This window comes from Exiguobacterium sp. s124 (assembly GCF_018617485.1).
GTDB lineage: Bacteria > Bacillota > Bacilli > Exiguobacteriales > Exiguobacteriaceae > Exiguobacterium > Exiguobacterium aestuarii.
This window is the reverse complement of record NZ_JACSKH010000001.1, coordinates 461,131-481,474: the sequence shown is the minus strand read 5'-3', so window position 1 is coordinate 481,474 and position 20,344 is coordinate 461,131. Positions and strand designations below refer to the sequence as shown.

The window sequence follows — 20,344 nt, the reverse complement described above, 5'->3', positions numbered from 1 at the left end:
TGTAAATCTTTTGAAACCACTCCTTTTCCCCCACTCGTTATACTGAAGAATGGATTCTAAAAAAAGGGAAATGTCCGCTTTGACTAGAAAGGAAGTGGGGGCATGCAACCACTCAAACATACAACGTATATGCCTGGCTTAGACGGCTTACGCACGTTCGCCGTGTTGGCTGTGATTTTATATCATTTAAACGTACCTTACATATCCGGGGGATTCCTCGGTGTCGATGTCTTCTTCGTCCTGTCCGGCTATTTGATTACCGGTATCCTCATTCGCGAGTGGACGAAGACGGGCACGATCGACTTGAAAAAATTCTACATCGCCCGTTTCCGTCGATTGCTACCGGCGCTCATCTTGATGTTGTCACTCGTGATGACATACGTCACGCTCTTTGACCGCTCCTTGCTCGATACGGTACGGCAAGACTCACTCGCCGCGCTCGCTTATGTGAACAACTGGTGGTACATCTTCCATGAAGTATCGTATTTCGAGAGCTTCGGGAAACCGTCACCACTTCAAAACTTATGGTCTCTCTCGATCGAGGAACAGTTTTACGCGGTCTGGCCGCTCATTCTACTCGTCGGTCTCGCCTTCCGGAAACGGTTGCTTCAATTGGTCGCTGCACTCTTACTCGTCTCGGCGACATGGATGGCGTTCCGCTATGTACCTGAAGCAGACCCGAGCCGCGTCTACTACGGAACGGATACACGCCTGTTCGGCCTACTCATGGGCGCCATGCTCGCATTCGGCTGGCGACCGGATACGTTCAAGCAAGTCATCCCCAACATCGGGCGACATATTTTGAACGTGGCCGGTGCGATTTCCCTCATCGTGATTGTCGGGGCCATCACTCGTGTGAACGCGTATGACGCATTTCTCTACTATGGCGGCTTCTTGCTCGTCGCGTTCTTATCCGCAATCTTGATTGCCGCGGTCGCCCATCCGGCGACGATTTGGTCACGTCTATTTGGAAGCGTTTGGCTTCGTGTGATTGGTACGCGGACATATGGGATTTACTTATGGCACTACCCGGTCATCATCTTGACGACACCACTCGAACGACTCGGAACATTTTCACCGCTCCTTGCGGTCGGTCAGGTCGCACTCACACTGTTGATTGCCGAGTTGTCGTATCGCTTCATCGAGACACCGATTCGTCGGAACGGATTCATCGCCTCGTTCCGTCAGCTCGTCTCGACACCGACACACCCGAGTGCACGTTTTGCGGCTACGGCTTGTGCGACCGCACTCTCGCTCGTGCTCGTCGGTAATTTGACCATCCTGGCCTTCTCTGAATCGAAACCCGTTCAAGATGAGATTCCGGTCGTGAAAGTGCCGATGCCAAAAGAAGAGACGCCTGACGTGCCGAAAGAAGCCGAAACAAATGAGTCGGAAGAAGCGGCCACAGATGTGACGCCTCCACCGACCGACAAGCCGGAGGAACAGAGTTGTCCACCGGCACTCGCGATTGGCGATTCGGTCATGCTTGGGTTGAATGAATATTTGGCAGACGCGTTTCCGAACATGGAAATTGATGCTGAAATCGGTCGCCAAGTCCGCGACGCCATTCCTGTCGCATCTCAGTATGCATCGTATAATGCGCCAGGTCATGTCGTCTTCCTTCACCTCGGTACGAACGGGGCGTTCAAGATGGAACAACTCGACACGCTCCTCAAGCAGTTCAAACGTGCGGACCATATCTATTTGATTAACACCCGCGTCCCACGACCATGGGAAAGCGAGGTCAATGAGAAGCTCGCCCGGGCAAGCGAACTTCATGAGAACGTCTCCCTCATCGATTGGCATGGACAATCGATCGGAAAAGAATCTTATTTCGAAAGCGACGGCGTCCATTTGAATGTGGAAGGTGCTGAAGCGTTCGGTGATGTCTTAAACAAAGAAATCGGCTGTCAACAAAACTAGGCTCTTGCAGACGCAAGAGCCTAGTTTTTATCTTTCTTGAACAGATAGCGCACGAGTAGCTTTACATAGGCCAACACTTCCCGAATCACGTACCGCCCTTTTGCTAGTGATGGGGTCGGTGCATACAAAGCATCACTCTCGAGTTGGAAATAAAGCTTCGCTATCAGACGGGCACGTGGGACATGAAAATCATTCGTCACAATCGTGAGCCCTGTCTCGCCCTGCCAAAACAGTCGACTATGCTGAAAGTTCTCGATTGTGGATGTAGAGGTCGCTTCGACATGGATCCGGTGTGGTTCAATGCCACGCGCAATCAGTTCCCGTTCAATCACAAGTGCCTCTGCCATACCTTCGTCTGGGCCTTGCCCCCCAGTTGCGATCAATTTTACATGGGGATGTCTTTTCGCATACTCAGTGGCTATGTCAATTCGATTTTGAAGTGATCTAGAGGGCGATGTTCCGTTCACTTTCGCTCCAAGAACGATGACCCATCGATACGTACCATCCGCCACGATTCGTTTCATGTTTAACCCACCCATAAAAGAATAAGAGAACCTGGTTTAACTACCCTCAGGTTCTCTTAGGTCTTATATTATTTTACATCAAGAATACGGCCTTCTACTGAAGGTGTAACCGTTTGAAGTTTAACCAAGTAATCACGCATGATTTCCCAGTCAATGATTCCTAGATCATTGACACGACCTTCTTCATACGCTTTTTTGAACTCAAGGTAGTTGTCTCCACCTTTAGCTGCGAAGTAGTTCGTCGCAATTTTGTACGTTTCAGTCGGCACGACATCCACATACTGCCCGTCCTTAAGAACTTGGGCTTTGACGATACGGCTGTTAGCAGGTTTCGAGCTATCGAACTCAACTTTCATACCTGACATGTGCAAGAATCCGCCACTTTCAATCGGATAAACGCTGACACTACGCTCAAGCGCTGACAATAGTTCAGAGCCATCGAGTGTCATCACAGCTAACGTGTTACCGAATGGAAGTGTCGTTAACACTTCACCAGTAGTAATCGGACCAGCATTGATAGGTGCACGGATACCGCCTGCGTTTTGAATCGCAGCAACGACTTCACCGTCCATTTGTTTCGCACGATCGAGCATACCATCTGTAATCAAGTTCCCTAAAGCTGTCTCGTTTTTACGGACGCTCGGTTTCGTGACATCACCTGCATCACGTGGGTTATCAAATGCTGCAGTTGCCTCTGCTCCGATTTCAGCATTACGGATGCTTTCGATTTCTTGTGCGAATGGAGCCAATAAACTGACTGCAGTTGGGTCAGCAGCGTACGTTTTCACATCAATCAATTTCCCTTGATGTGAAACAATCTTACCATTTTGATCAAACACAACATCTAATGTTCCTAAGAAGTCGCCGTATTGGTATGCTTGGACGATTACCGTTGGCTCGGCGCCATCAGCCACAACGACTGGTTCATTTAAACGTGAGTGCGAGTGTCCACCGATAATGACATCGATGCCCTCTACGCGTTTTGCCAATTCCAAATCATTATCAACAGCCGGGTTATCATCAAAACCTAAGTGTGATACCGCTACGATTTGATCGACACCACGTTGTTTGAATGATTTGACGGCTTTTTCTGCCTCATCGATGTAGTGCTGGAATTGAATCGGACCCGGACTCGCGATATTTGCAGTATCTTCAGTCGTCAAACCGAAGAATCCTACTTTTTTCCCGTCGATCGTCTTGATAACACCTTCATACAATTTTCCATCGACAGGTTTATGAGTCAAATCCTCAGAATAGAGCGCGTTCAAGTATTGATCACCACTGTAATCAACATTCGAACTGACAAACGGGAATTCAGCATTTTGAATGAATTCTGCGAATTCAGGGTGCCCTGCTTCTGTTCCAAGATCAAATTCATGGTTGCCGGGAACCATCAAGTCGTATTGCATATAGTTCATTAATGTGAGGTCTGCTTGTCCTTTAAACTTGTTAAAGTAGAGTGAACCCGAGAATACGTCTCCTGCGTCAATCAACAGACGATTTGCATTTTCTTCACGAAGTTGATTGACCGCAGTTGCACGTTTTGGCGCATTATCAAGTGAGGCGTGCGTGTCATTCGTGTGCATAATCGCCAACTCATAGCCTTCTACTGTGTAAGGAACATCCAACGTGACTGTTTGTCCCTTATGAGAATATGTTGCCGTAGCTGTAAATTCACCGATTGTAGACGTCGTCAGATTCGACCAACGGACTGGCTGTTTCTTGACTTTGCCATCAATTTTCACATTAAGGATACGGTCTTTCCCCTTCAACTTTTCCCCTTGTTTGAAAACGAGTGGCGAAGTTGGTGCTAAAATTTCAATCGTTTCTTGCTTCTTCGCTTGATATGTAACCTTCTCACTTTGCTTGGCTTCTACAGAAACCACCGGAGTCACTGCTGAAACGGCCAATGCCGCAGCAATCATCCCTGTAAATAAACGTTCTGATTTTGATGAAAACATTTACTTTTCCCCTTTCGAATTTCCCCTAATTCAATGACAGGACAACATGTAAGCGAGAGTATGTACTTGGAAAAAACCTCTCTTCTTTAAAATATAGGACAATGGACTGAGAAACAATCATTTTCTGTAAATGTTTTTTGGATTTAATATTAAAGTTCAAATCAAAAAAACGAACATGTTCCTATAGGTCAATGTTCGTCTTCTTCATAAAAATATTGAACAATTCGATTTGTCGCGTATCCTGGCGTTAAATCGTACCACTCGTCAGCCCATTTTTCATTACCATGCTGATTTTGGACGATACACGTGACTAACTCTTCCACCGTCCCCACAATCGGTGCATCGATTAAAGTCATGTAGTGATCGACTAGACCAGGCACCATCGCATATTCCTCTAAATCGGGAACAAACAGAGCCAATTTCGTATCAAACAGACATGACTCAAACGGAATCGAGGAATAGTCGGTAATCACCCATTCCGCTTTCATGAGATAAGGCATAATTGATTCTTTTGAATCAATGAACTGTATTCCCTCTAGTTCATTTGTCACTTCCACCGCCGGATGCAACTTCACAAGAAACTGATACCCTTGCTTCGTGAATCGTTCATGCAATTGTTTGACGTAAGGCATGACGTCATAGTCTTCGTTTTCACGATAGGTGGGGGCGAAAACGATGAGACGCTCTTTCGTTTTTGTGTAGGAACGAACCCAACTGTCTGTTCGGGGCATCCCCAATGGCAAGAATCGTTCGATCGGTAAATCATGAGCTTTTGAAAATTGTTCTGCACACTTCATTCCAGGAACGATGAAATGACCGTAGTTTTTATAAACTTTTCGGAAACGCGCGTTGGCCTTGTCGCCCCTTACCTTATTTTGAGCAGCCGTCAATCCAAAAGCTTTCATGGCACCGGCTGCGTGCCATACTTGAAATCTTTTCGTTCCATCTCGTACAGGTAGTTCAGATAGTTCAGCCACATAATTGTCTAAAATACAATGAGAAGATACAGAGACAAAGTAGGGGATGCTAAACAATTTATTGTATAACGTTAATGGTTTGTAGATGATGTATGGATGAATTGGCCGAGATGACAGTTGTGCCTTCGATGAATCATAAAAACAATAGATGCGCTGTTGTTTCTCGATGGCCAGCTGTTCAATAATCGGCCAAACGTTGTCCCCATATGTCACAATACACACCGTTTGATTCTTTATGGAACGTTGTTTGGATAATCTCCCCACCACTCCGACAATATGCAAATAAAGCGTGATGAGAAGCTCCTTTACGGTCTTCAACATAAATCAACGCATCCTCTCAGACAATGTTTGAACAATGATTTTGGAGGCTTCCCCTCGATCATATTCACAAAATCTTTTTTGGAACAGGTCATACTTTTCCTTGTATTGAAGGGTCACATCTGACAGTCGATCGATGGCGTCGAACAACTCATCTTGTGTGCGTACCAATGGACCTGGAGCTTCTTTTGTAAAGTCAAAATAAAACCCACGAATGACATCTCTGTATTCTTCCAAGTCATACGTATAAAATAACATTGGTCTTGATAGGTGTGCATAGTCAAACATGACTGATGAATAATCCGTGATCAATACATCGCTGATAGTGTAGAGTTCGGCAATATCCGGGTAACTCGACACATCAATCACATGCGGATGCACACTCTCTAGGTTTAGCTCTTCGGATACTAAATAATGAAACCGCACCAACAAGACATACTGATCGCCATAGCGTGAAGAAAACTCTTGAAAATCAAACGGGATTTGAAAACGGTACTTTCCTCGCCCTTCATTTTGCTGGTCTCGCCATGTCGGGGCATACAAGATGACTTTTTTATCTGAAGGGATGTCAAGACGATGCTTCACTTTCTGCTCCAATTGCTTCATACGTTCAGCTTGATAGAAAATATCGTTGCGTGGGTACCCGATCTCTAACATGTCTTGATGGAATGCAAATGCCCTTTGAAAAATTTCGCTAGAATATTCATTTGGAGCAATCAAGAAGTCCCATTTACTCGATTCTTTCGTAAATGATTTTTTATAAGACTCACGATCTGTTTCAGCCATGTGTACTTCTTGCATATCAAGAGCCAGTTTTTTGAGCGGTGTTCCGTGCCATGTTTGTAGATAGATTGTGTTTAAATCTTTCGGTAACCAATTCGGTAATCGACTATTACTAATCCATACTTTTGATCTTCCCATATAGTAAACCCATTTTAATGATAGTCGTTCTACATACTCGACATCCGAAGGAAGATGATGAAGGTGTTTACGGTCCATACTCCAAATCAAGCGTTCCTCTCTATTTTGGCGTTTCCATTCCTCGTAAATGGCTTTTGGACTATCGCTATATTGCTTTCCTAGAAAACTCTCAAACATGATTATATTTTGTTTTGCTAGATTCTTTTGAATGCGCTTCATCAAAAAACGGTATGCATGTTCTACAAAACGAACTACAAATCGCCTAATGTTCATTTCATCCCTACTTTCTCGTTCAACTTGAAGTTCCAATGATACGAAAATTGAATGATCATATCTATAAAAGAAATTAATCGAGTTTCCAGAATAGAATCAAAACCTCGTCTTACAAACAGACAAAAACAAACATCACCTATGGATGTTTGTTTTTGTCATACACTTCACTATTTTACGAGTTTCAACTTACGCAGTATTTTTTTCGCAAGGACTGCAGATTGTAAAATCCATTTGTGCCTAAAAATATAGCGCAGGGTTTTAACTTTTCCGAGAGATAATTTAGACTGCCATTGATACCACATATGATTGTTCCGTAGATGGCTCTTCTCGTCTAATTCTTTTACCTCTTGAATTATTCTAGCACAGTTTTGATCGTCGACGTACTTTAAAATGAGGTGACGCCGTTGTACAACGTCTTCATCTTCCTTGAAATGTTGTTGTTCGTATTTAATGATTTCATCAACCAAAGAATTCGTGTCGTGTACGATGCTACCAAGAAACGTCTCTTCTAACGGTCTTAATATTCCTTTCCTGAAGAAGCGTTTAAAATCAAAATGGAAGAAAATAACAGGTTTTTTCATAAAGGAATAGTCGAAAGAAACGCTTGAATAGTCAGTAATCAACAAATGTGTTGACATCAGGAGCTCTTGAACAGACTTCGTTCCTAACTCAATAACTTTCACTCGCGATGTTTCTTCGGCTTTAAAATAGTTTAAGAAAGGTTGCATTCTGTAATGTGGGTAAAACCATAATTCAGAGTTGGTATCCTCTAAAAATGTTTTCAAGCGGTCATTTCTTAGTAAGTCTAAATACTCTTTCAAGTATCGCGACTCTTCAAAAGCCCTTGAATCGTGTAGCCATTCTCTCCATGTAGGCATTAATAGGATGACATTTTTGTCAGATACTAAGTGTTTCTCATGGTTTTTGTAGAGAAAATCAAATCTCGATAATCCCGTCACAGCAATTTCATTCTCTTGATATTTAAAATGATCGATGAACATTTTTTTCTCTTCATCAGAGGAAGTAATCACTAAGTCAAAAGGATGAGTATAATAAAATTTATGATATTCGGCCGATTTTCTTCCCATTACTCCATGTTGAAGAAAGACTTTTTTAATTTGATTGACCCGCTTCATTTGGGACAATTTATATGGTAAAAAGTATTCCAAATCATGCGACCCAAATACATGCGTTACATGTTTTGCAATATATAGATGATCAGCAGAATTTAACGTCACAACATTACCGAGAGTTTTTACCCGATCATAGTCTTTACTAAGACCATCGATTGCATAAAAAATTTGTCTATTCGGATAGTGTTCCCGACAATACTTAAAGAAATGGTACCCTGTATCTTGTGCAGTATCTGGACGTTCTCCAATCAGCCATACCTCTTGATTTAAATCCAGTGACAATGAGGGTTCAATCAATTTAGGATGATGCAAAATTTCAAACTTCAAATTTCCTCCTGGCGTAAGCGAAAACAGTGCTTCCGATTTCACTTCCTGAGGAGTAAAGAGAGTTGATTTTTTTTGAATGATATACTCATCCTTTTTATAAACGAATTGCGAAAATCCTAACTTTCGCTCGATATAAAAATCTTTGTTCTCAAAAGCTACATAAAAATCATAAATTCCCGGCTGTTCAAAGAACCGATCAATCGTAAAAATGACATTAAAGCCACCATATTCATAATTTTTTTCATCGAATCGATATACATATGCAAACGCCGAGTCACGCATATAAGGTAGAGGAATACGGGCATCACTTTCAGTTAGTCGGTTCCGAATAATCAAAACACGATTAACGTCTGTTTCCTGTTGATTGATTGGGATGCCTCGCAGTAGCGAAGCTCCTTTTAAATGAACTTGTTGATTCAAATTGTCATTAGCATAGTAAATCGTGCGAACGATTCTACCTTTTCTTATTCTTAAAACAAGTCCTTGTCGCTTTCTTTCAAACATCCCTACTTCATAAGGTACGTGATTAAACGGGATGATGCTCTGTGTATCACGATATTTCAATTTAGGCGAATTCATCGTTAACAGAACCGGTACTCCATCCTCCATTATACCTTGTAAAATAAACGTCCCTTTCGATCGTCCCTCATCTGTAAGCGATTCAATCAATCGATCACAATCTAGTCGGGCTTGATAGTGGCTTTCCCCTTTTTCTATACATGTATAATGAAAAACGTTCCCATCCGTCGGGAAAATCACTCGAATACTTTTTAATTTTTTTGAGTTCGTGTTGATTGTAAACTCAAAGTTGAATGAATGTTCTTCTTTTTGAACAGATACTTCTTCCAATAGCATGGACTGACGTTTCAAACTGACCGTGAAGTACTTACTATTTCGTAATCGTCCCCAAAATGACGAATCTTCCGTTCCAATCAGTACGTCCTGGAACTGAATTAAGTCAGAGTGACGTTGCAACCGAGCTCTATAAATCGACTCTCCATTTGTCTCTTCTAACCAAAAGTTCAAGTTCGTATATGAGTGGAGAATCATCTTTAGTTCAGATAAATCCAAACGAGAAGACCAAGATTCACCATCCTTACGCACCGTTACCGCAGTTTTAGATAGCAACTGTTGCTCTGCAAATACAATCAATTGAAATTCTCTGTCTTCTAGTTTTTGTTCAGTAATAATTGAATTCAACTTGCCTTCTAGTGTTAACTTCTGTTCGGATAGCGAGAGCCGATCGACGTTCGCGTAAAATCTCCAAATGTGGCTTGTATGAACCTTACGACTAATAAGTAAGTGATTTAACTCGTTCAAACTCACTCGAAACAAGGAATTCTCATACTGAATCTGCTTGATATCAAAAACTTCATGATCTAACTCTACTATCTCATCGTTTCGCATGAAGTGTTTAACATCATTTACTTCAATCGTTAACAATTCAGTCACCGGCAAAGAAAGTAAGTTCCCATCAACTTCTCCATCTATATCCCCGAACGCATAGTCCCCTGCTTTTAGTGGTTGATTAAACTGAAAGTAAAACTTTTGATTTTCTATAAACACCTTTATACACATTAGTCTATTCATATACTGTCACCTACACTTCTTCCAAATTGATTATGAAATCACTCTCTTGTATCTATATATCCTAAAAGCGACTCACTCAATCAAATCTACATCAACTATAATTATCTTACTAAACAAAATTAAATACCATAACATGACGTTTACAGTTCGGTAAAAAAATAATTGCCATGGCATGTCCATCTCACTTCAAAATAAAAAGCCGGACATCGCCATTTCCATAACGTCGTCCAGCTCATTTTTTACTTACCGAAACACGGCATCAATTGCTTTTTGCGCCGCTCCTCCGTCATCTAAATGACAGAACGTTTGGTGGAACAATTCAACTCGATCTTCGTAATTGTTCTTCAATGTATCAATGTTTTGAATATATTGAACAAGTTCCTCAGTTTTCGTGTAAAGAGGACCCGGAACAATCCCTTCAAAGTTGAAATAGAATCCTCGCAAAGTAGATGCATACTTTTCTAAATCGTACGCATAGAAAATCATCGGTCTATTCAAGTGTGCAAAATCAAAGAACACTGATGAGTAATCGGTAATTAAGATATCACTGACCAAGTATAACTCCGCAATGTCTTGATATTTTGAGAAGTCGAATATAAATCCTTCGTATTGCTTCGTATCCAGATTTTCACTAATGAGATAATGCATTCTCAACAACACAATATATTCATCACCGAGTGCCTGTTGCATTAGATCCAATTCTAACTTCAAATCAAAGCGGTAATTCCCTTTTTTGATATACTCATCGTCTCTCCATGTCGGAGCATATAAGATGATTTTTTTATCTTTGGGAAGATTCATCTGCTCTTTTAAATCTTGAATTTGACTCTCTGTATTTCCGTTGTATAAAACGTCATTTCTTGGATAACCAATTTCTAATAATTGATTTGAAAATCCAAAAGCACTTCTAAAAATAGCTGAGGAATAGTGGTTTGGAGAAATTAAATAATCCCATTCTTGTGACTGTTTGTAGAAATTTCGTTTGTACTTCACCGTGTTTGTACCGGCCATATGAACTTCATCCATATCAAGACCGAGTTTTTTCAATGGGGTCCCGTGCCAAGTTTGAAGATATGTCGTATGAGATGGTTTCGGCAATGATAAAGGCTGTCTCGTATTAAATACCCAATACTCTGCACGAGCCATGTAGTAGAAGTAACGAACGGAATTTTTTAATACCCAGTTCGGACATTGTTCTGCAACCTCTGTTGAGGGTGGTGAACTGAAAATCCATACCGGCTCTAAATCAGGTCGTTGATTAATCATCACTTGATAAATCGCTTTAGGATTATCCGAATAACTTCTTCCTAAAAAGCTTTCGAACAACACAAGATTCTTTTTCACAGGAAGTCTTGTGAACAGCGGATATAATGATGCTTTTTTCGGTCTCTTCGCCAATATTTTGACGCTTCTCATTACTACGGACTTCACCTGAACTCCTCGCGTATATGCGAGGAACAGTGGATAGTTATTAAGTGCCCACACTTTTGTGTACGCTTTAGTAAGTGAGAATCGTTTTAAGTCTTTGGCAATCAGTTTAAAGAGGTCTTTTCTCTCCTGTTGACTTTCAGTAAGGATTAAATATTTACGACCACGATTCGCAATAAATGATTCGAACCAAACTGAGACATGTTTACGACTCGTCTCATCATTTGCCTCAATATATAACAAGTTGAACAAGCTCGATGCTTCACGTAATGTCGTCTCATCTCGCTTATTATAGAGGTTCGGTTGATCCATTCCACTTAAATAATCATTTTTCCCATAGACCACATAATTCACTCTCGAATACAACGATACTTGTCTCGATACATGGAACGAGATGGCGACCTCGCCAAACCATTTCGTTTCGAGGTGCGGTAAATTTTTTAAAAGCTCGGTCTTCATGCACCATCCTTTAATGGAGTTGTGCATTCTTGCAGAAAACGCCTTATTTGTTGATAAAAAATAATCTGCATGATCGATTGGCTGAGTCCAACTTTTCTTTTGGTAAATTTGACGTCGTTGTCCTACTAAAACGGGCTGTTGACTAATCTGTGCAGCTCGAAACCAAGTGAAGACAGCACGAGGAGATAAGATATCATCCGCATCCAAGTACGTCACATAATCTGTGTCCAACGTAACTGCACCAACCCGTATTGCTTCGTATACGGTCAACTTCTCATCGACAGTGATGAGTTTGACAGTAGGAAACTCATCTATAGAAAGCAGGTCTACATGTTTTTTTTGAACAATCAATAGAATTTGAACATCAAGACGACCAATTTGTTCTTGATCTAAAATAGAACGAATAGCACGTTCGTATTTAAAATGATGCGATAAGATTGGGACGATGACACCAATACTCTTCATAAAATCTCATACTCCTTGTTTAATTTATGTGGATGATAAAAAAATATTGTAAGAGATATCGAGACGATTCGATATCCCTTACACATTAATGTGTTGATTGAAACGATATGGTTATACTAACTCATTAAATGATTGACGGAATTTCGTGTGCAGCGTTGCACCCAAAATAAATAGGATTGCGGTAAAGCTCCAGAAATACAGCATATACGTTGGGTTTTCAAAAAACCATACGCCATACAAGATTGATTCGCGGTACCCATTAATGATATAGGCGATTGGATTTAATAGTAATAACCCTTGTAGTGCCTTTGGAAATGAATCTACCGTCCATAGAATAGGTGTTAGATAAAAAAGCATTCGCATTACGGATTGCATCAACGGATATACGTCTTTGACTAATGTGATTAAAGTCGAAGTCAATAAGGAAACGCTAAATACGAACATAACCATCGAGAAAAAATAGTATGGAAGTTGAAGGAGCGTGATCTGAAGGGGTACTTCGCTAAACAACAAAGTTGCCAAAATCACGATTCCTAACATCGCTAAATGTTGATACACGCGCGAGACCACTACATATGCTGGAATCACACTTAACGGAAACTTCATTTTCATCAACATGCCTAGTCTTGTATTTATCGAATTACTACCTCGTAAAATAGCATCATTTATAAAGAACCAAGCGCTCAATCCGACCATTAGCCAAAAAATAAACGGTACTCCATTTACGTCTTGATTACTCCGTAATCCAACTCCAAACACGAACCAATAGATGAAGATTTGGAGAGCAGGGTTAATCAATTCCCAGACTAAACCTAACTTTTTTTCTGCATGACTAGACTTCACTTCATATCTAGCCAGGCGTAGAATCAGTTTCCGATTCACAAATTGTTCGGAAATGATTGTCAGAAGTGTTTTATACATACTTAGTACGACCCTTTCTTAACAAACAAAGAATGACTGCAAGACATTTACGTTTTAAATTCACTTATTAAGTATAAGTAATAGATTAAGTTATTCTTCAACCTCACCATAATAGACTACTTTATCAATTAAGTGAAGATTTCATTAAAAACTTATTTTGGATTTTCTATTGTTAATGATACAGTACAAATGATTAGTTACTCATTCAAATTTTACATTGAATTTTTCATAAGGAGATTTCAAAATGGCTAAAATTCTATTTGTATTCGGCACAAGACCTGAAGCAATTAAAATGGCACCTCTTATTATTGAATTAAATAAACATGAACAATTTACGCCCGTCGTAGCTGTGACAGCACAGCATAGAGAAATGCTTGATCAAGTACTATCCATTTTCAACATTTCCCCCGACTACGATTTGAACGTGATGGCCCACAATCAGAGCATCACTCAAATCAGCACGAACGTATTGAATAAACTTGATGAAGTGATTAAGATCGAACAGCCCGACATCATTTTAGTACACGGCGATACAACTACAACCTTTTCGGCGGCACTTGCTGGTTTTTACAATAAAGTGTTAATCGGTCATGTCGAAGCAGGACTCAGAACGTATCAAAAGTACTCTCCTTTCCCGGAAGAGATGAATCGCCGCTTAACTGGCGTACTAACTGACTTTCATTTCGCTCCTACCGAAGCTGCGGCAACGAATCTTCTCAACGAAGGTTATACAAAAGATCAAATTTATATCACTGGTAACACAGCGATTGATGCATTGAAGTCTACCGTCAGTTCCGAATATGAACATCCACTTTTATCGAACATCCAGCAAGAGAACAGACGATTGATTCTTTTAACTGCTCATCGACGTGAAAATCTGGGTGAGCCACTGCATCATATTTTTAGAGCAGTTCGTAAATTAGTCGAAACATACCCAGACGTTGAAGTCGTCTATCCTGTCCACCTAAACCCGTTAGTTCAGGAAGCGGCAAACGCTGTCTTGCATGGCGTAGAACGTGTACATTTAATCGAACCACTCTCCGTCATCGATTTTCATAATTTCATGGCGCAATCGTATTTGATTTTAACGGACTCTGGCGGCATTCAAGAAGAGGCACCTTCTTTAGGTATCCCTGTTCTCGTCTTACGCGATACGACTGAACGTCCCGAAGGAGTAGCAGCTGGTACACTCAAGCTCGTTGGTACCAATGAAGAGGATATCTTCAAACAAGTCCAACTTCTACTTGAAGACGAAAGTGCCCATCAAGCGATGTCGCATGCAACGAATCCATACGGGGACGGTACTGCGTCCCAACAGATTATGAACGTTCTTGATGAATATTTCCATAAATAAAAGAGTCGTTTTCGATTGAATATTCACTCAAACCACCTCTACTCAAATGTATCGATCCATTTTACAATTCACATTGAATGAGGTATTCTTCTTCATATATAAAGATTAACTGATGTATATTCCATTTCGACAGGCTCTTATTAGACAAAGGATTGAGAAAATGATTCGTATTCAATTAACAAATGCCACAAAGCAATTTGAAATGACCTCTGGTTTTTTAAGTCATTTCAAATCAACTCAGTCGGGAAAATCAAAAGTGTTTACTGCCTTAAATGATATTAACTTGACCATCCATTCCGGAGAGGTGATTGGACTTGTCGGAGTCAATGGTTCTGGTAAATCCACGTTATCTAACATGATTTCCGAAATCATTGTACCTACCTCAGGTTCTTGCGAAGTAAATGGTGACGTCGCCATTATCGCCGTATCTCAAGGTTTGAAAAAAGTATTAACAGGTCGCGAAAATATTATGCTGAAATGTTTAATGTTAGGAATGACCGAAAAAGAAATCAAAGAAAAAATGCCGCACATCATCGAATTTGCCGACATCGGTGATTTTATCGATCAACCAATCAAAAAATATTCTAGTGGGATGAAGTCGCGTCTCGGATTTGCCATAGCGGTAAACGTGGATGCTGACATTTTGATTGTTGACGAAGCCTTGTCTGTCGGGGACAAAACATTTTACCAGAAATGTATTGATCGGATGAATGAGTTTAAAGATGAAGGGAAGACCATCATCTTTGTAAGTCATAGTCTAAATCAAATAAAATCGTTCTGTTCAAGAGTCGTCTGGCTTGAGTACGGAAAAGTTCGAGAAGATGGCGATGCTACAGAAGTTTTAAAACACTACAAAAAATTTCTTGACGACTACAAAAACATGTCCGCTACACAAAAGAAAGAATTCCGCCAATCACGATTAACGAACCAAAAGACCGCTGCAATCAAAAGCGAAAAGGAGCAAGGCACACTGTCTCTCGCTTCTATTCTCACGAATGTCGGTACATTTGCCGTCTTAATTGCGCTAGTTTTATACAGTGGCCTAGAGATTTCTCAATTCGGTGAAAATGGCATTCAATCTATTATTGATGTCATTAAAAACGGACTTTAAAGATATAAAAGAAAGAGAAGCATGCGAATATGCTTCTCTTTCTTTTATGCTTATTTGCGAAGGTTTTCTTTAATTTGCGTTGTAGAAATACCATCTGTTCTCGGAAGATAGACAACTTCACAGTGATCCTTTAAGAAGTCGAATTTCCCTTCCCAGTCATCACCCATCACGAATACATCAATATCGTGATTTTGGACGTCGCTAATCTTTTGATCCCAATCATTTTCAGGAATGACTTCATCCACGTAACGAATCGCTTCCAGGATGACTTTTCGATTTTCATACGAATGAAAAGCTTGCTTATGCTTGAGTGCATTAAATTCATCAGTAGATAAAGCGACCACGAGGTAATCCCCAAGATCTTTTGCTCTCTTCAAAATATTAATATGACCCCAATGCAGCAAGTCAAATGTTCCATAAGTAAGTACCTTTTTCATGTTTACACCTCAATATAGTTATTACGTTAACGTATCCTTAATGAATAATTAACTAAATATTAACTTTATACTACACGCAAATGCGGAGTCAGACAATTACATATTTGTTTACCATATAAAAAATACGTTTCAAATCATGTCGATTTGAAACGTATTTTACAATCATTACAGTGAACGGCTTATCCCGCCTTTTGAGTGAACAGTTCGGGTTCACGTTTCTTACGGACAGGTAAGGATTTCAGCTTACCGAATACATAGCTGCTTCCCGGGATGAAGGAAACGATTTTGATAATGACCATCGAAATCGTGAGGGACAGTAAAAACGTAACCGCTATGAATACATTAGCTGACAACTGAGTATTCTCTAAAATCAGTGGTGTCATGATTCTTTGAACTTGCCAGTGTAACAAAAAGATTCCAAATGAGTAATTGCTAATCAAATCAACTAATCGCAATTGAGGGAAAGTTGAACCTATACTTAAAATAGTCAGCGTCATAAAGAACGTAAAAGGTAACATGTCTAATCTTCTTGATGAGATATCTGCATAACCTGCACTATAAGACATATAAATCAACATTGTTGAAAACAACAGGCCGACAAACAGTAAACTTCTGTATTTAATAAGCATTGGCTTAATTTGATCGTAGTACTTCCCTACTAAAAACGCGATGACAAAGTATCCTAACCATGTAGGAAAGCTAATCATTTGCATGCTCGATGACCCTTCAAACAGATACAGTTCTTCGTGTAAGAACCAGAGAGACAATAGCATGACTGTCGTAGCGATAAAGACCATTTTTTCTGTTTTGATTTGATAACGCACAATCAAGAAATGTAAAATATAAAACTGAAAAATGACGAGTAGAAAATACCCAATATAATGCCCTTGAAGGTTACTCATAAACTTATCTAACACATAAGCTGGATTTGAACGCATGTAACTAACTACGAACGCGTCAATGAGAGCAAAAGCCGTAAAGGGCCCTAAAATCCATTTTACCCGCTTCTTAAAAAAACCATCCGGTATAGAAGTCGAGTATTTATTTGCCAAAATTATTTCAGAGAGCACAATAAACGTCGGAGTTGCATAACATAATAAAATTCTGATGAAATGGAGATAATCGATTTGATTATAGCCAATTGCTCGTCCCACACTCGTCGTACTATGCAATAGCACGATGCTCAAACAGGCGATCGCCCTTAAAAAATTCCACTCTTTAACCAAAACTAAATTCTCCTTTTACCGTTTTATTGAAATGTACCATCGTTATAATAACATTACTGTTCGTAAATATATATTAAGTTTAAATAAAGTTACTCTCACGACTAACAAAATAAAAAAATACCTAATCAATGTTCATTAATAATCAACAACGAATTAGATATTTTCATTATTCTATTTGACTGAATACTTAACCCTCATTAATCATCGTGGCCTGTCCGCCTTGCCAAAACCACGTATCATTCTCTTTTACATATAGATGAAGCGCCCAAAAGCGACCTTCATATGCATTTGTACCCAGAATGAAACGTTCCTCAAGCAAGAGTTGGACGACTGCCAAATCCCCTTTAATCGTTTCCTCAAATGTGATGGTGTCTTGTGCGATCCATTGAATCGTGGTCGGATCAACATATTGATCCAAAAATGTTTCTTTGTCGAACTGACGTCCACTTGAATCGACATAGCGGAATGAGTGATGCATCAATGACTCAATTCCTTCAATATCTCCACTTACTTGAAAAGCCGAGCGTTCATCAGAAAGTTGTTTCATGTTGAGTGTCTCCATAGTTGTCACTTCCTTTCCTCGATTATCATATCACATCTTTCATGCAACCCGAATAACCCCGGTCTCGCACATATCGTTAAACCTATTCCCCTTATGATGAAAAGTTGCAGCATATGTAAAACGGAACGCTGTATACTAAAAAATGGAATTATCATTCTGAAGATTACTATATGAACGAGGTGTACACCGTGAAACGCATGTTTAGTCTAATACTTTTTATCGTATCGTTTGCCCTCTCCCCTGTCTCTGCAGAGGAATCCAGAGTTATGATTTTATCTGGAACAGCGATTTACGAAGATATTCAGGAAACAGTCGTCCTCCAAGAGACGCAACGTGATGTCATTGCGCACGTCCAATCTACTTCAAAGACACATGTATTTGTTCAAATCGGAGACGTAGAAGGATTTGTTCGACATGATAATGTTCGAACTGCAAAGAGCATGTATGTCATACGTGAAACGACAACAACAGATGATGATGACAAACAAGTCACTTCATTGCCGTTCCATTCAATCATCCAAGTGTTTGATGTCGGGACACAGCCACGTGTTCAAACGATTGATGGGACATGGGTTGATCGTTCTGCCCTTTCGGATACCCTCGTCACTCCGACAACATACTATTTAAAGTCAAACAGTGACGTTTACCTTTTACCCGGAAAACAAGTGACCGGTTCCCTTACCTTGGGACAATCTGTTCAGGGCTATGGTGAACTCGAAGGTTACCTTCGGATTAAATTAGATGAACGATTTGTCTTTATCTCCCTACAGAATGTGAGTGAGACTCCTGTTCAAACCGGACAACAATATGTCCTTACTTCCACATCGTATTATCAAGACCTCGGCCAAACCATACTCGGCACACTTTCTCGTGGTGAGCTAGTCACGGTTTATGGGATCGAACAAGGGTATGCTCGTGTTTTAACGAACAATGGCTTCGTATTTGTGAAGCAGGCTGATTTGATTGATAAAATGCCAACGTATAGTAAAACTGGATCCCTTTACGCACAAGCTGACCTTCCTATTTATCGTGATCTCGATAAAAAAGAAACTGTCGGTACACTCAAACGGGCGAAAAAAATAGCTGTCTACGGTACGGATGGAAGCTTCACACGTGTACTTGTCAACGGACAATTTTACTTCGTCGAATCCAGCAAACTCGGAACGAAGCGTCCTCCGTACTTATCAACCGGAAAACGCTATGTACTAAAGAATACACCACTTTATTCAAGCGCAAAATCATCATCAAAAACATCGTTAGTCTTCAAACGTGGACAAAAAGTTACAATTTACGGAACATCTGGCGCCTATACTCGCGTTCAGGTAAAAGGAAAATATTACTTTGTGCCAACGAAAATGATGGGAACGAAGAAACCGCCGTTATACGACTCCACGGGGAAACGATATATTCGTTATGACCAAGTCAGTATTTATTCTGCACCATCTACATCTAAACGTGTCGCTCGCCTGAAGCGTGGGCAAATCGTTGAAACGTTCGGTACGACCGGCTACTATACACGAATTCGCGTCAATAACAGTTATCGATATATCGCAACGAACTATTTGACACTTAATAAACCGGTCGCAAAACCAAAAGCAGGAACTGTTTTCTATGTCCAATTCAACGGGACTCCTTATTTCAATACGGATGTTGCCTATACACGACCTGCAGGAACACTTAAACGTGGAACAAAACTGATTGGAATCCGCTCGATCGATGATGATTTTTGGTATGCTCGTCTATCATCCGGTAAACGCGTATACGTCACAAACCCTTACATCTCGAAAACGAAGCCAAAAGCGGTCACTCCAAAATGGGTCAATCCGGCTCGTTACTATGGAACCACAAAACGTACCGCGTTTTATGCCAATCCGTATGACAAAAAACCAATTGGTTATTTAGATGCCAATCGACGTGTCTATCCTCGTAGTAAGAACGGTGACTCGTATTTAGTACAATACAACTGGCGTCCGGTATATGTGAAGACGTCACAGATTCGCGTCAAACAGGATTCACTTGTCAAAAAACGGAGTAATTCAAAGAAAGAACGATTCATCGCCTCTGCAGTCAACTATTTGGGAACCCCGTATACATGGGGCTCACAATCGCCTCGAAATGGAGGGTTTGATTGTTCCGGATTAATTCACTACGCGTCAAACCAAGCTGGTAAAATCGGTGGTCGTTCAAACGTTTCTGGTTACTGGTACGGAAGCCACTTCAAAAACAAGCGTATGAGCCTTAACAGTGGCCGACGTGGGGATATGATTTTCTTTGCGGGTACATATCGGAATGGTCCATCACACATCGGAATCATGCTCAGCAATGAGTTCTTCATCCATGCCGGTGGTGAAACGCTTCAAATCAACTCGATTCACGATCCACAATGGCGTCCATATTTCCTCGGCTATAAATCGCTTTGATGAGGTTCATACAC

The 20,344-nt window shown here is 40.6% G+C and carries 14 protein-coding genes; 4 read left to right on the top strand and 10 right to left on the bottom strand.

Annotated elements, in window-relative coordinates:
• Positions 1-102 precede the first annotated feature (102 nt).
• Entirely contained in the window at positions 103-1,923 is a 1,821-nt protein-coding gene (locus KNO85_RS02535; RefSeq protein ID WP_214786665.1) for an acyltransferase family protein, read from the top strand.
• A 20-nt stretch (positions 1,924-1,943) separates the two neighbouring features.
• Here KNO85_RS02535 and KNO85_RS02530 read toward each other — a convergent pair whose 3' ends face one another.
• The 7 genes from KNO85_RS02530 to KNO85_RS02500 all read right to left on the bottom strand — a co-directional run bounded on the left by KNO85_RS02530 (position 1,944) and on the right by KNO85_RS02500 (position 13,220).
• On the bottom strand, positions 1,944-2,447 hold the full coding sequence (locus KNO85_RS02530; protein ID WP_214786663.1) for a YdcF family protein: 504 nt from the start codon (positions 2,445-2,447) through the stop codon (positions 1,944-1,946).
• A 68-nt stretch (positions 2,448-2,515) separates the two neighbouring features.
• Positions 2,516-4,408, bottom strand: coding sequence for a bifunctional metallophosphatase/5'-nucleotidase (locus KNO85_RS02525; RefSeq protein ID WP_214786661.1), 1,893 nt, complete (start codon positions 4,406-4,408; stop codon positions 2,516-2,518).
• 188 nt (positions 4,409-4,596) lie between these two features.
• Positions 4,597-5,706 carry a CDP-glycerol glycerophosphotransferase family protein gene (locus KNO85_RS02520; RefSeq protein WP_214786659.1) on the bottom strand — a complete coding sequence of 370 codons (1,110 nt, stop codon included), beginning with the start codon at positions 5,704-5,706 and terminating at the stop codon, positions 4,597-4,599.
• 3 nt (positions 5,707-5,709) lie between these two features.
• Entirely contained in the window at positions 5,710-6,933 is a 1,224-nt protein-coding gene (locus KNO85_RS02515; RefSeq protein ID WP_214786656.1) for a CDP-glycerol glycerophosphotransferase family protein, read from the bottom strand.
• Between the two features lie 131 nt (positions 6,934-7,064).
• Positions 7,065-9,947 (bottom strand): CDP-glycerol glycerophosphotransferase family protein, encoded by a 2,883-nt coding sequence (locus tag KNO85_RS02510; protein ID WP_214786654.1) that lies wholly within the window; start codon positions 9,945-9,947, stop codon positions 7,065-7,067.
• Positions 9,948-10,190: 243 nt separating this feature from the next.
• Positions 10,191-12,299: a bifunctional glycosyltransferase family 2 protein/CDP-glycerol:glycerophosphate glycerophosphotransferase gene (locus KNO85_RS02505; protein WP_214786652.1), complete on the bottom strand. Its 2,109-nt coding sequence runs from the start codon at positions 12,297-12,299 to the stop codon at positions 10,191-10,193.
• A gap of 111 nt (positions 12,300-12,410) precedes the next feature.
• Positions 12,411-13,220, bottom strand: coding sequence for an ABC transporter permease (locus KNO85_RS02500; RefSeq protein WP_214786651.1), 810 nt, complete (start codon positions 13,218-13,220; stop codon positions 12,411-12,413).
• 244 nt (positions 13,221-13,464) lie between these two features.
• On the opposite strand from KNO85_RS02500, the gene wecB reads away from it, so the two are divergent.
• Both wecB and KNO85_RS02490 read left to right on the top strand, forming a co-directional pair.
• Positions 13,465-14,574, top strand: a complete 1,110-nt coding sequence (gene wecB, locus KNO85_RS02495) for a non-hydrolyzing UDP-N-acetylglucosamine 2-epimerase (RefSeq protein WP_214786649.1) — start codon at positions 13,465-13,467, stop codon at positions 14,572-14,574.
• A 160-nt stretch (positions 14,575-14,734) separates the two neighbouring features.
• Positions 14,735-15,685 carry an ABC transporter ATP-binding protein gene (locus KNO85_RS02490; protein ID WP_214786648.1) on the top strand — a complete coding sequence of 317 codons (951 nt, stop codon included), beginning with the start codon at positions 14,735-14,737 and terminating at the stop codon, positions 15,683-15,685.
• A 50-nt stretch (positions 15,686-15,735) separates the two neighbouring features.
• On the opposite strand, the gene tagD is transcribed toward KNO85_RS02490, so the two are convergent.
• The 3 genes from tagD to KNO85_RS02475 form a co-directional block, all read right to left on the bottom strand.
• A complete protein-coding gene (gene tagD / locus KNO85_RS02485) occupies positions 15,736-16,122 on the bottom strand; it encodes a glycerol-3-phosphate cytidylyltransferase (protein WP_214786646.1) in 387 nt (128 codons plus the stop codon).
• Positions 16,123-16,301: 179 nt separating this feature from the next.
• Positions 16,302-17,348, bottom strand: a complete 1,047-nt coding sequence (locus KNO85_RS02480; protein WP_214786645.1) for an acyltransferase family protein — start codon at positions 17,346-17,348, stop codon at positions 16,302-16,304.
• 187 nt (positions 17,349-17,535) lie between these two features.
• Positions 17,536-17,910, bottom strand: coding sequence for a nuclear transport factor 2 family protein (locus tag KNO85_RS02475; protein WP_251130566.1), 375 nt, complete (start codon positions 17,908-17,910; stop codon positions 17,536-17,538).
• Between the two features lie 266 nt (positions 17,911-18,176).
• On the opposite strand from KNO85_RS02475, the gene KNO85_RS02470 reads away from it, so the two are divergent.
• On the top strand, positions 18,177-20,330 hold the full coding sequence (locus tag KNO85_RS02470; RefSeq protein WP_214786643.1) for a C40 family peptidase: 2,154 nt from the start codon (positions 18,177-18,179) through the stop codon (positions 20,328-20,330).
• The last annotated feature ends 14 nt before the right edge of the window (positions 20,331-20,344 follow it).